The sequence below is a fragment of the Leptospira sanjuanensis genome (assembly GCF_022267325.1).
GTDB classification, from domain to species: Bacteria; Spirochaetota; Leptospiria; order Leptospirales; family Leptospiraceae; genus Leptospira; species Leptospira sanjuanensis.
In genome coordinates, this window is sequence record NZ_JAIZBG010000001.1 from 805,863 (window position 1) to 818,005 (window position 12,143).

A 12,143-nucleotide genomic window follows, 5' to 3' on the forward strand; every position below is an offset into this window, starting at 1 on the left:
ACGGTATTGCACTCAAAAAAAAGAACTACGTAAGGATCATAAAATGAATCATAAAAGAAACAATCAAGGTGGTGGTGGATCGGATTCCTGTTGTTCTCCGGGATTGCAATCGGAAATAAAAAACGACCGGAATCCTTCCGAATCGGAGAAGTCCTCCGAAAGTTCATTCCGGATGTTTCTACCTGTAACGGTGTCGTTTGTTCTTTTGATCCTCGGAATTACATTTGACGCTTATTTTTCTGAGAGCTTCTTTCGCGGATGGGTTCGACTCGGTTTTTATTTTTTAGCGTATTTGCCCGTTGGATTTCCGGTGATCAAAGAAGCTTTTGAAAATTTGATTCGAGGAGAAGTTTTCACGGAATTCTTTCTAATGAGCATCGCTACGATTGGAGCGTTCTATTTGGAGGAATATCCAGAAGGTGTCGCGGTTATGTTGTTCTATTCGATCGGAGAGGTTTTTCAGAACCTATCCGTTCAAAGAGCAAAATTGAATATTAAGAATTTATTGGATCAAAGGCCCGATCGGGTATTCGTCGTACAACGAAACGAAACCTTTGAAAAAAAAGCCTCGGACGCCTTGATCGGAGAAATCATTCAGCTGAAGCCAGGTGAAAAATTGGCCTTGGACGGAGAACTTTTATCGGATTCCGCAAACTTTAATACAGCGGCTCTAACTGGTGAAAGTAAACCGGATATGAAACGTAAAGGTCAGATCGTACTTGCGGGAATGATCAATCTTACTTCAGTTATCGAAGTCAAGATAACGACCGCGTATCAGAACAGCAAGCTCTCAAAAATTTTAGCTCTTATGGAAGAGGCAACGACTCAGAAAGCGCCTACCGAAACGTTCATTCGAAAGTTTGCAAAAATTTACACTCCGATCGTGGTGTTTCTTGCGATCGGGATCTGCATCCTTCCGTATTTCGTAACGAATCATTATGTGTTCAATGTTTGGTTTTATAGAGCCTTGATTTTTTTGGTGATTTCTTGTCCGTGCGCGCTCGTAATTTCGATTCCCTTAGGATATTTCGGAGGAATCGGAGCCGCATCCAAAAACGGGATTCTGGTCAAGGGTTCCAATTACTTGGATGTGATGGCGACCGTTCAGAACGTAGTCATGGATAAAACGGGAACCTTAACGGAAGGAATCTTCGAAGTTCAGGAAGCGCGCTTTCAACCTCAATTTGAAAGAAAGAAAATTCTGGATTATCTCAATCTAATCGAAAGTAAGTCCACACATCCAGTAGCTACCGCCATCCATAATTACGCGGGAAACATCGATCGGGATTTGATTCTGGAAAATGTGGAGGAGGTTCCCGGTTTCGGAATGAAAGCGCGCGTGGATGGAAAGGAAGTTTTGATCGGAAATTTCAAATTTCTGAATCGAAACGGAATCGAATATGATATCGATCCGGCGGAATTCGTAAATACCACGATTGCCGTATCCGTTGATGGAAAGTTTGCAGGTTATGTAGTTATTTCCGATAAAATTAAGGAAGATTCCAGGAAAGCCATTGAAGAATTGAATTTTTTGAATATACGAACTATAATATTAAGCGGAGATAAACTTTCAGTAGTGAGGTCCGTCGCCGAATCCATAGGAGTAAGGGAATATTTCGGAGATCTTTTACCCGAAGATAAGGTTGAAAAGGTGAAAGAGTTTAAATCTAAAAACGAATCGGTGGCCTTTGTCGGAGACGGAGTCAACGATGCTCCGGTTGCGGCCGTGAGCGACGCGGGAATTGCGATGGGCGGTCTTGGAAGCGATGCCACTATTGAAGTTGCAGATATCGTAATTCAAGACGATAAGCCGACCAAAATCCCGATGATTATAAAAATCGGGAAAGAGACTCAAAAGATTGTTTGGCAGAACATTTCTCTTACATTCTCAGTAAAATTATTAGTTCTGATTTTAGGAGCCGGAGGAATTGCCACTATGTGGGAGGCCGTTTTTGCAGACGTAGGAGTTTCTTTCTTGGCGATTTTAAACTCCATTCGGATTCAAAGAAAAAAATTTTCTTAAACCCGAATGGAATTGGATACCTAGCTTAACCAATTGCTTCGTATTAAAAGCTGAGTATCTTATCGCTGGATTCTATGATCTCGTATAGATCCGCCAAGTTGGAATAACGACAAGATTCTCCGCCGTTTGTTTCTCTGAGATCTAAACAGGTTCCGCATGCTAAAATTTCTCCGTTTCCGACTCGAAAGGAATCTATCTGTTCTTCGACTTTAAATTTTTCGGACTTCAGTTTAACAACTTCGACTCCTGCGCCTAAAAGAAAGATTCTTACGGAGTCTCCCTTTTTCAACGCGTGATTGCCGATTCGAAATGCGTTATATACCGTTTCCGGTTCCACGGAATAAATGACGATGCCGAGTTTCATAGAAGATTCTCCTTCATATTTTGTTTAAACCCAATGCCACAACCACCACTTCTCGAAGAGAACCTTTCCCCAGTGCCAGAGAAAAGAAGGTGCGCGGAGTTGTACGCCTGGCCCAGTCTCGGAATAAAATTTTCCCTGAGCAAAACCCGCTTTTCCGTCTCCCACTTCCAAAAAACAACTTCCTTCACCTTGAAAAATGCTCTGCGGAGTTCGATGATTCAGTTCATCAGAAATTCTGGATGCAACGACTTCGGCTTGAGCATGTGCGAAGACTCCGGCCTTAGGGAGAGGTTTCCCGGATGGTAAAGGAATTGACGTAACGTCTCCAATTGCGTAAACGTTCGGAAGTGACGTTAGTAAGGTATTTGCATTTACCTTTACCCAACCGATTTCGGAAACAATCGGCGAGTTCTTCAAGAAAGAAGGAGGTGTGTGAGCAGGAACTCCGAGAAGCAACTCAAACTTTAAGGATTCTCCATCGGTAAAGATCAGTTCTTTACTTTGCGAATCTATCCTTCCTACCGTTTTACGATTATGGTATTCAATTCCATTTCGTTTTAACATTTCAACCAGTTGAATACCTGCTTCCGGTCCGCCTGCAGACATCGGCATTTCTTCGGGCGTTACGATTTCCACAGTGATCTTTCTTTTTTGTTTCAGGAACATGGATCGAACGAGTAGGGCTATTTCATAAGGAGCCGCCGGACATTTAAACGGAGTTGAGGAAATCATCACCGTTACCTTATTGAATTGAGAAGAAAGCAGTTGCTCTTTTGCCTTCATCACACCTTCCAAGGAATAAAGGTTGAAAGCGTTCTCCTGAAAGCCTGGAATTTTATCTGGATTTAACTCAGAACCCGGTGATAGTATCAGAAAATCATAATGAATTTCCTTCGAATCCGTTTTTACGATTTTTCGTTCCCAGTTGATAGATTGCACCGATTCGGAAATGAGATTTACTCCCTTAGGGCGGATCTTTTTTTGAAAGTTCTCGGGGGATCGTTTCCCCACTAAGGCCCAAATTAGGGACGGGGCGAACGTATGCACGTCGGAACGATCGATCATTACGATCTCTGCATTGCGGTTCTTTTTTCGCAACTCTCTTGCAACTACAATGCCTCCGACTCCGGCGCCGACAATTACTATGCGTTTCATATCAGTTGTCTCCTTGTTTTGTTAAACGAATTCCTTGATTCAAAAATTCCAGAGGACCGTCTCCGATCCGATATGCATCCAAGCCTTTTTTTCGAAGGATTTCCACGGCTTCTTTCGATAAAACGCAGTATTTTCCTCGGCAATAGGCAATGATCTTTTTGCGTTTGGGAAGTTGGTCGAGTTTGGATTTGAGATCGCCAAGTGGAATGGAGAGCGAACCGGGCACATGTCCTGCGTTATATTCGTTTTCTGGGCGCACATCGACGAGAATGACGTCTTTGGAGAGAACTTGTTTTAGAAAATCTTTATAATCGAGTTCGTTTAATTCTCTCTCTCCGTCAAAGAAAGAATCCATTTCCATCTTGATTTCCGCGTTGAATTCGGCTCCTGCCAATGAAATCGTATTGAAGATTTCAAGCCCCGCTTGTTCGATTCGGTAATAGATATTCCTGCCTTCTTTTCGATCCCGCACAAGTCTGGTTTCCTTTAAAATTTGAAGGTGATGCGAGGTTGCCGCCACGCTCATGCCGATTTCTTTGGATAGAAGTTCTACGTTTTTTTCCGCTTGGATCAAAAGATCCAGTAGCTCGATCCGTTTTGGATCGGAAAGCGCCTTTCCATACTTTGCCAGATTGGAGTAGATGAAGTTCTTGAATTCACGGCCGGTTTTTTCTGGTTTCATATTCCCTCAAATATTCAAATATATATTTGAATATTTGATTGACAATGTCAACACTTTTTATTAAAATGGGGGCATGAAAGTCAGAGATAGCGGAATGCCAGAAGCGGCTTATTGGGATACACTTTTTAACGTTCCTTTGATCCTGGATCGGATGAAGGTTGTCGAAACGGAAGGGGAAATCGTAGAATTCGGTTCCGGTTATGGAACCTTTACGCTTTTTCTCGCCGGAAAAACGCATAATCGAATCTTCGCTTTTGAGATCGAAGGTGAATTGGTGTTGGATCTTCACGAAAAGGCGAGTTTATTTGATTTTGCAAATATCCTTCCCGTTGAACGAGACATCATCGCATCGGGAACGGGTTTAGAGGAGAATTCGGTAGGTTACGTAATGATCTTCAATTTATTACACCATGATGATCCGGTTTCGATTTTAAAAGAAGCTTATCGAATTTTAAAACCCGGAGGAAACGCGGGACTTGTACATTGGAATTACGATTCTTCTACCCCCCGAGGGCCTAAAATGGAGATCCGACCTAAGCCTGAAAGCATTTATACTTGGGCGAAAGAAGCAGGGTTTCAAATCGAATCGACAAATCCGATCGACTTGCCTCCGTATCACTACGGGTTTCTTGCTCAAAAATGAGAGCCTTGTGACCCGCATTCTTAAGAAGAAGATTCTATAGAATGCGGTCTCATTCAAAAAGTTAAGTTCAACCTTAGCTCGCGATGATCTCCGGTTCTTTTGTCGCGGAATCAGCTTGATCTTTCTTCGATATTAAATTTGTTTCTTCGTTCTTTTTGGTCGTTAACTCAAGGAACGTCTTTTCGTATTCTGGATGAACCGTTCCAAATAGATAATCCCATACAGTGGAATAGAGTCCGAAGTTGTAACGGAATGTGCTGTGATGCATATCGTGGTTGGTGTTCGTATTCACGTATTTCAGAATCCGATTCGTTCCCATCCAACTTGGAAAAATTTCGTAACCGCTGTGACCCAATACGTTTCTTACGATTTGAAACGTCATAAAGATCATCAGAGCCAAAGGATGGATCGGGAACAAAAACGCCACGATCGGCATAATCATCGCGTGAACCAACGCTTCCCAAGGACTGAAAGAATACGCGGCCCAAGGGGTAGGGGTAACGGATTCGTGATGAACTTTGTGAACGGTTTTGTAAAACAAACGAGTGTGCATGAGTCGGTGAGTCCAGTAGAAGTAAAAGTCCTGGATCACTAAGATTGCGACCGCACTTAAAATCAGATACGTCCAACCGTGTTCTTCGATACGATCGTAAAATTGGAAGTAACCGTATTTTCTCAATAAGAACACGATCAAGGTGACTCCCGTATATACCGTAACGGATGAAACCGAGTATAGAAATTCTCTTCTATACTGAGACTTGTCGGCGGTTCGTTTTTGGATTTTTCTGGATTGGAACGGATGTTTCCAAACGTAGAAGATGAGAAATCCGACGCTTGCGAAAAGAAGATACCGCAGGAAATCGATTAGGAAAATGGTCGGGGTCATCGGAGCCAAATCCGAAATGTATTGGAAGAGTTGTTGTTGAGCGCACATATTCGATCCTTTTTCCCCGAGTCGGGGTTGATGCGCCTATTAGAACACAAATCGCTTTTGTATTCCGATCGATTCCGGCCAAATTCGAATCGATTCCGGATTCGATCAGGTTTTTAGAGAATGTTTTGCTTTCTAAACTCGGTGGGAGTATTTCCCGCAATCTCTTTGAATGCCCGATTGAACGGTGCGAGTGATCCATAGCCCAAGTCCATTGCGATTCGCAACACGGGGATTTCGTTCTTTGTAGGATCGGCGAGGATTGTTTGGGCTTCTTGAATTCTGAAATGATTTAGGAATTCGTTAAAATTTCTGTATCCGAGTCCCTGATTGATGAGCTTTCGAATTTTCTTTTCGGGAACGTTCAGCTTTTGGGCAAGAATCAAAATCGTAAGATTCTCGGTTAAAAAGATTTTTTCTGAATCGAGAAGTCGGTTTAATTTTTTAAGAAGCTCTTCATCTAACGGTTCTTCTTCGACCTTCTTCTCTGGATCGGGAAAAATATTACCCTTGAACTCGAACAGTTTGAAAGAGAAGAAATATACGAGAACCAGAATCGATAGGGAATTGAAAAGATCCAACTGACTCGAAGCAGCCGAATTTTTGATAATCACTTCTACCAACACCACACCGATCGCATATAATCCCGTAACCCAAGTAAACAGAGTTCTGAATTCTCTCCTCGATTCCATAAGGTCAATGCTTCTGTCTTTTAAGATTTTACCTAATGTCAAAAGAATCAGAGTTAAATACAAAAGTTGTGGGGTGCTGAAAAGAATCCTGGAGAATGCGTCCGTTTCATCCTGTAGACTCGAAAGAAAGAAGATGAAAAAACTATAACAGTTGATAAAGAGGAATAAGAGGCCGTGCCAAATTCTCAAATGAAAATCGTCTTCGAATAAACTCCGAACGAACAAATAGAAAAAAATCGAAACCGAGTAACAACCCATATGAACGACGATGATCAACAATGGATGAAAATCGGCGTGATTTCTGGCAAACATCGGACAGATAAAGTAGAAGATTAGAGACGCACAGAATAGACTTCCAAGAAGATTCCTCGCCGAGAATCGAACTCGAAGTAGAAAATTGAAAATCAAAAAACAGAGCTGTGCGATCGTGATCGCTTTTAGAATATAACTTAGATTCATAGTTTGCAACATAAGATTCGATTGTCATCTGTTGAAAGATGAGCCGAGTATTGTTTAGAACAGATTGATTCCGAACTTTTCCAGGAGTAAAGCGAATATTCCGAAAGAGATGATCGTGATCACCACCGAAACGGAGATGGAAGGCCAGAATCCGAATCTTTTCAGGAGATACGGAAAGATTAAAAACATCGGCAAAGTCGGTATGACATACCAGAACGTATAGTAGGCATGATTGCCGATTTTTTCCGTAGATTGTTTTTCGAAATATAACCAGATTAAAGTTAATACCGTTACCAATGGAAGAGATGCGATGAGAGCTCCGATTTTATCCGAACGTTTTGCAATTTCGGAAACCAATACCACCAACGCTGCGGTGATTCCATATTTTATAATCAAATAAACCAACTTCTAATTTCCTTCGGATCGCCTAACGTGGAGTATAGTAAATGATCGCTACTCCCAGAAGCGCGACCCCGGCACCTATCAGATCTATTTTATCCGGGATATAACCGTCGAACTTCCAAGCCCATAAAAGAGACATGGCTATAAAAACTCCTCCGTACGTTGCGTAGGTTCTCGCAAAATTTGCGGGTTGCAATGTGGCTACTATCCCATAAAGACCTAAGATTAGAAATCCCAAGATTCCTACCCAAAGCGATTTTCCTTCTTTCAACCAAAGCCAGACCAAATAACCGCCACCGATTTCGCATAGACCGGCAAGGACGAATATAAGCGCCGTTTTTAAAATCATCGAACTCTCCTTAACAGTTTAAACAGGACGGAATCTTTTTTTCGAAACTACAATCTCCGTCACACTCTTTCTTTACGGAAATAAGTTTCGACTTTATCATATTTAGATTCTTTAATTCCGTTTCGATCCTATTTAACTTTTTATTCACCGTATCCGCTAAGGAAAAGCAATTCATTTTAAAATTCGGAGTATTGACGGTCATCGTTTTGATTTCTTCTAAAGTAAAGGAAAGTCGGCGAAGGAGTTTGATCAAGATTAGCTGATCAAGGACGTCTTCAGAATACTCTTTATAACGATTTTCTCTTCGGGTCACAATATTACCCTCAATTAAACCTTTCTTCTCGTAAAAGCGAATCGTGTCTTTGGAAATCCCCGTTCTCTCAGTTAATTTTCCGATTAACATTTTTCTCCTTTTTTGAATCACACCCTATTGACATTGGAGTATAGTCCACGGTTTAGACTGGGTTCAAAACTGAAAGGAAGGAGAATAGAATTTTATGAAAACGGAGAATCGGCTTGTTGCATGGTCTAAACGGCTCGGGTTTTTTGGGATCACCGTATGCGGTATTTGTTGTTTGTCCCCTCTGCTATTCGCGTTATTAGGAATTTCGGCAATTTCTTGGATGTTGTCCGCATTCGAATGGATTGGAATCGTGAGTCTCGCCTTTGCGGCTATTCTTTTGTCGATCGGATTTCTGAAACGAAAAATGAGTTCAAGTTGTTCCGTTGGTTGTTCTTGTAAAGCGGAAGAAGGAAGGGGAGATTTTGTCTGATGGATCAACATTCGAATTCGAAATACGAATGTTCTACTCCGATTGCTTGTACACTTTCAGCTGACGAACTGAAGAGTCGAAAAGAGAATTATCTAAGGTTGATCGGTCGATATAAGACGAAGATGGAAGATTTAGAAAATGGCTATTCGTTCGTATTTGAGGATATCGAAGAATTCGCTAATTAGGTTTTAAAAATGATCTATGCTTTAGATTTTAGAGAGGGGAGTGCTTGAGATTTAGGTTAATGTGTGATTTCTTTAGTATTCAGAATAATGAAACCACTTCAAAATTGCGGCTCTACGGAGTAATTCATTACTTTTAATTTAGAAATTTTTTGTAAGTAATCGGCGTCGTAAAAGTCCATGTATTCTACCAACCTCTATAAGTATATTATAGGACTTGGTAAAAATACCTTACGACGCGACCCTCTTAAAAAATCTAAAATGACGCCATTCTTTAGATTCATTTGATTTTACAAAATATAAACTTCTTTCAATTATTCTAATTGATGTTGTATTCTACATCTGTTCAGTATTTTCACTTTGTCAGATGCATATTCCTTTCAACCATTTCGCACAACGTAAAATCCCTCTCCAATCCGCTTCTTCGAAACGTCCTTGGAGCTGAGATATCCTCTGCTCCCTTAAGAAAGGCGGCAAATTCATCAGTATCAAATCTTTTTTTGAGCGTGAATTCTGAACGCTTCTTTCTCCTTGTTTGCATGATATTCCCTAGTTTGCATGATATTCCCTACAGGAATGCTTTTGTTCCTATCTTATACTACGTGTTCGGTTTTAGATCAGTATTTCTTGACTTGTCTGAAAAACTGCGCGAATTTGACTTCGTATAAAATCTGTCTTAAAGGGATTCGTTATGGATGATAGTATGATGATGTATATTGTAGTTGGGATTGGAGTTTCTTTGTCGCTGATGTTAGTTGCGCGCCGTGGAAAGAAATTGGAGCCGCTTATCCGCAAAGAACTTGAGGAGGCTGGAGGTTTTTTACTGTTACCGGACCTTGTTAAACGAGTCGGATTGAAGGATTCGTTTATCAATCGAGGTAAGCTGATTCAAGCGATTGGGCCCATGGTTTTACGAGGCGAGATCATTGAAGAGGATGATCCAAATGCCACGATCAAAAACAGATTGGCTCTTAAAAAATTTAGACTTAAGTAAGAAACCAAATCATCTTTCACAAATCTGACCTGTGTTCCAAAGGAAAGTTTAGTTTTACAAATATAAACTTCTTTCGATTATTCTGATTGACGTTTTGTCCTACATCTGTTAAGTATTTTGGCTATGTCAGGTGCATATTCCTTTCTTACATTTCGCACAAAGCCAAATCCCAGCTCCAACCCGTTTCTGCGAAACGTCCTCGGAGCCGAGATTTCCACAGCTCATGTAAGAAGCGGAAAACTAAAATATATCCACAGTCCTTCAGCTTCAGCACTCAAATCATCTAAATCACTTTCAGCCAAAGATCGTTTTAACCAAAAGTTTCCTCACTTAAACACTGACTATTATACTCAGATTACTAAGAATCTTCTTTCTACTCTCTATCCGAAGAAATGTCCTGACTGTAAGATTCCACTTAGCAAAGAAGTTTCCACGCGAGAGAATGTAATCCGTTGTCCTCAATGCAATCACTTGGATTCACGAACTTCTGGAACTCCATTAGAGCATTTGAAACTACCGCTGTGGGTGTTCTCCTATTTACTCATTGAATCGATTGAACTCTTTCCATTAGGTCTTTCAGCTTCAGCGATCTGTAGAAAGTTATCCGTCTCTAAGAACACCGGAACATTGTTAAAAAGAAGACTTCAGATCTTCTGTAGTGATTTGATTCCATTGATTAAAGATGAGATGGTTAAGGATCTGAAGAAGGCTTGGAAGGGTAAGAAACTCGCTGAATCAGGCGATTTGAAGGATTCTGTTGCAGGTAAGCCTGTTGTTCATACCGATACTTTAGCTCTATTCTCAGCTTCTCAGAGAGCAAATGGATATCGAAAAAGGTTTAAGCACAAAGGTCAAACAGCGAGTATCTATTTAACTGATTCCGTTGCTGAAGAGAAGGGTAAGTATCAGATCGGAACTTTAGTTCATACTCTTGCGATTAAGGGCGGTCCGGTAATTCTTTCCTCTGTTCCTGATCAAAAACAAAAAACACTTCAACCTCTCTTTGATTTCTTACCGGAAGATGTTCCTTTATTTGCTGATGAGGGAATTCCTTGGATGGAAAGATACAACAAGAACTTTCGAAGTATCAATCATTCTAAGAGAGCTAAGGATACAAAGAGGAATGTCTGGGCGCGGAATCGTTGGTCAGAGAATGGAATTCATACTCAAGTAGCTGAAGGAACTCAAAGAAGTATTAAGTATTCTTTCCTCGCTTCTTACAGTTACATCCGACCAGAGAATAGTATTCTTTATTTGAATGAATATTCCGCATTGAAAGGAATTCGAGTCTATGGTTTAGAAAGACTCGTTGGAAAGAAGAAGTTAGGTTTATTGCGGAATGTAGGGAAGGGATTTGTAGTTTAAACTTTGCCTGATTTTGCCCCGCGCGATTTCTTGGACGATTTCGCTTCCATTCGACTTTGGAAAGAGGAGAATTCTTATGCCGCCTTTTGAGAAGGAAGTCTTTCCCGGTTTATTTACGATCGACTGCGATTATATTTCTCCGGGAGTCGCTTGCGCGTATTTAGTCGTGGAAGGCAAGGAAGCCGCTTTCGTCGAAAACAACACGAACAAGGCCGTTCCCATTCTCTTGGAAGAATTGAAACAAGCCGGTTTGAAACCCGAGGACGTGAAATACATCATCGTAACGCACGTTCATCTCGATCACGCGGGCGGAACCGGATTGCTCGCAAAACATTGTCCGAACGCCACGATACTCGCGCACCCGAAAGCCGCGGTTCATCTCATCAATCCGACGAGGCTCGTTCAAAGTTCGATCCAAGTATACGGAGAAGAGAACTTTAAGAAGTTATACGGAGAAATTCTTCCCGTGCCCGAAGCGCGGGTCAAAAGCCCGGCGGACGGAGAGGAGATCCGGTGGGGACGAAGAATATTCAAATTTTATTATACAAGAGGACATGCAAATCATCATTTTTGCATATACGATTCCCTGAGTAACGGAATCTTCACAGGAGATTCTTTCGGACTCGGTTATCGGGATTTTGCTTTCGGAAAAAATCCGGTTCTTTATCCTTCGACGACGCCCACCGATTTCGATTCGGAAGAAGCGATGAATACGGTGGATACGATTCTTGCGACCGGCGCGGACAAGGCGTATTTGACGCATTTCGGCGTTTGGAAGGATCTCGAATTGGGCGCACGTCAGATGAAGCAGGGTTTGCACGCGATGCAGAATATTCTTTCCTCCGGAGAACGCTCGGGTTTGGAAGGGGAGCCGCTTTTGGAATTTTGTACCGGAAGGGTTCGGGCTTATTTGGAACGGGAAATTTCCACGCAAGGAATCGCGTTGGGAGAAAAGGAGGAGATGTTGCTCGGCTTCGATTCCAGGATCAACGCGCAAGGTTTGGTCTTTCAAATCGAACGGAAAAAACGAAAGAAGGTTTGAAAAAGAATTGTTTTTTAGAATCATTCTAAAATAAATTCACTTTTAGAATGATTCTAAATTTAGAATCGTAAATACAATAGAGAGAGG

At 41.5% G+C, this 12,143-nt stretch carries 13 protein-coding genes; 5 read left to right on the forward strand and 8 right to left on the reverse strand.

Going from position 1 to position 12,143, the window contains the following annotated elements:
• The first annotated feature begins 43 nt into the window (after positions 1-43).
• A complete protein-coding gene (locus LFX25_RS03740; protein ID WP_238728979.1) occupies positions 44-2,023 on the forward strand; it encodes a heavy metal translocating P-type ATPase in 1,980 nt (659 codons plus the stop codon).
• A 43-nt stretch (positions 2,024-2,066) separates the two neighbouring features.
• On the opposite strand, the gene LFX25_RS03745 is transcribed toward LFX25_RS03740, so the two are convergent.
• The 3 genes from LFX25_RS03745 to LFX25_RS03755 are packed head-to-tail and all read right to left on the reverse strand — an operon-like array spanning position 2,067 to position 4,224.
• Entirely contained in the window at positions 2,067-2,387 is a 321-nt protein-coding gene (locus LFX25_RS03745) for a DsrE family protein (protein WP_238728980.1), read from the reverse strand.
• Positions 2,388-2,411: 24 nt separating this feature from the next.
• On the reverse strand, positions 2,412-3,542 hold the full coding sequence (locus LFX25_RS03750) for an NAD(P)/FAD-dependent oxidoreductase (RefSeq protein ID WP_238728981.1): 1,131 nt from the start codon (positions 3,540-3,542) through the stop codon (positions 2,412-2,414).
• A 1-nt stretch (position 3,543) separates the two neighbouring features.
• The gene (locus LFX25_RS03755) at positions 3,544-4,224 is read right to left on the reverse strand and encodes a metalloregulator ArsR/SmtB family transcription factor (RefSeq protein ID WP_238728982.1); all 681 of its coding nucleotides are present in this window, start codon (positions 4,222-4,224) and stop codon (positions 3,544-3,546) included.
• A gap of 73 nt (positions 4,225-4,297) precedes the next feature.
• On the opposite strand from LFX25_RS03755, the gene LFX25_RS03760 reads away from it, so the two are divergent.
• Positions 4,298-4,867, forward strand: coding sequence for a class I SAM-dependent methyltransferase (locus LFX25_RS03760; protein ID WP_238728983.1), 570 nt, complete (start codon positions 4,298-4,300; stop codon positions 4,865-4,867).
• A 73-nt stretch (positions 4,868-4,940) separates the two neighbouring features.
• Here the strand turns inward: LFX25_RS03760 and LFX25_RS03765 are convergent, their stop codons facing one another.
• The 5 genes from LFX25_RS03765 to LFX25_RS03785 all read right to left on the reverse strand — a co-directional run bounded on the left by LFX25_RS03765 (position 4,941) and on the right by LFX25_RS03785 (position 8,103).
• Complete coding sequence (locus LFX25_RS03765; RefSeq protein WP_238728985.1) at positions 4,941-5,801, reverse strand: sterol desaturase family protein; 861 nt, start codon at positions 5,799-5,801, stop codon at positions 4,941-4,943.
• A 113-nt stretch (positions 5,802-5,914) separates the two neighbouring features.
• A complete protein-coding gene (locus LFX25_RS03770; protein WP_238728986.1) occupies positions 5,915-6,949 on the reverse strand; it encodes a helix-turn-helix domain-containing protein in 1,035 nt (344 codons plus the stop codon).
• A gap of 54 nt (positions 6,950-7,003) precedes the next feature.
• Positions 7,004-7,354, reverse strand: a complete 351-nt coding sequence (locus LFX25_RS03775) for a DUF3147 family protein (RefSeq protein ID WP_238728988.1) — start codon at positions 7,352-7,354, stop codon at positions 7,004-7,006.
• 22 nt (positions 7,355-7,376) lie between these two features.
• Positions 7,377-7,700: a YnfA family protein gene (locus LFX25_RS03780; protein WP_238728989.1), complete on the reverse strand. Its 324-nt coding sequence runs from the start codon at positions 7,698-7,700 to the stop codon at positions 7,377-7,379.
• Positions 7,701-7,710: 10 nt separating this feature from the next.
• Entirely contained in the window at positions 7,711-8,103 is a 393-nt protein-coding gene (locus LFX25_RS03785; protein WP_238728990.1) for a MerR family transcriptional regulator, read from the reverse strand.
• A 1,255-nt stretch (positions 8,104-9,358) separates the two neighbouring features.
• Here LFX25_RS03785 and LFX25_RS03790 point away from each other — a divergent pair.
• The 3 genes from LFX25_RS03790 (at position 9,359) to LFX25_RS03800 (ending at position 12,056) form a co-directional block, all read left to right on the forward strand.
• Positions 9,359-9,649, forward strand: a complete 291-nt coding sequence (locus LFX25_RS03790; RefSeq protein WP_238731495.1) for a hypothetical protein — start codon at positions 9,359-9,361, stop codon at positions 9,647-9,649.
• A gap of 507 nt (positions 9,650-10,156) precedes the next feature.
• Positions 10,157-11,014 (forward strand): hypothetical protein, encoded by an 858-nt coding sequence (locus LFX25_RS03795; protein ID WP_238728991.1) that lies wholly within the window; start codon positions 10,157-10,159, stop codon positions 11,012-11,014.
• A gap of 76 nt (positions 11,015-11,090) precedes the next feature.
• Entirely contained in the window at positions 11,091-12,056 is a 966-nt protein-coding gene (locus tag LFX25_RS03800; protein ID WP_238728992.1) for an MBL fold metallo-hydrolase, read from the forward strand.
• The last annotated feature ends 87 nt before the right edge of the window (positions 12,057-12,143 follow it).

Excerpts from the sequence above, each read along its gene's own strand:
- LFX25_RS03740 (WP_238728979.1), top strand. The coding sequence starts at position 44 with ATGAATCATAAAAGAAACAATCAAGGTGGTGGTGGATCGGATTCCTGT.
- LFX25_RS03745 (WP_238728980.1), bottom strand. The coding sequence starts at position 2,387 with ATGAAACTCGGCATCGTCATTTATTCCGTGGAACCGGAAACGGTATAT.
- LFX25_RS03750 (WP_238728981.1), bottom strand. The coding sequence starts at position 3,542 with ATGAAACGCATAGTAATTGTCGGCGCCGGAGTCGGAGGCATTGTAGTT.
- LFX25_RS03755 (WP_238728982.1), bottom strand. The coding sequence starts at position 4,224 with ATGAAACCAGAAAAAACCGGCCGTGAATTCAAGAACTTCATCTACTCC.
- LFX25_RS03760 (WP_238728983.1), top strand. The coding sequence starts at position 4,298 with ATGAAAGTCAGAGATAGCGGAATGCCAGAAGCGGCTTATTGGGATACA.
- LFX25_RS03765 (WP_238728985.1), bottom strand. The coding sequence starts at position 5,801 with ATGTGCGCTCAACAACAACTCTTCCAATACATTTCGGATTTGGCTCCG.
- LFX25_RS03770 (WP_238728986.1), bottom strand. The coding sequence starts at position 6,949 with ATGAATCTAAGTTATATTCTAAAAGCGATCACGATCGCACAGCTCTGT.
- LFX25_RS03780 (WP_238728989.1), bottom strand. The coding sequence starts at position 7,700 with ATGATTTTAAAAACGGCGCTTATATTCGTCCTTGCCGGTCTATGCGAA.
- LFX25_RS03785 (WP_238728990.1), bottom strand. The coding sequence starts at position 8,103 with ATGTTAATCGGAAAATTAACTGAGAGAACGGGGATTTCCAAAGACACG.
- LFX25_RS03790 (WP_238731495.1), top strand. The coding sequence starts at position 9,359 with ATGATGATGTATATTGTAGTTGGGATTGGAGTTTCTTTGTCGCTGATG.
- LFX25_RS03800 (WP_238728992.1), top strand. The coding sequence starts at position 11,091 with ATGCCGCCTTTTGAGAAGGAAGTCTTTCCCGGTTTATTTACGATCGAC.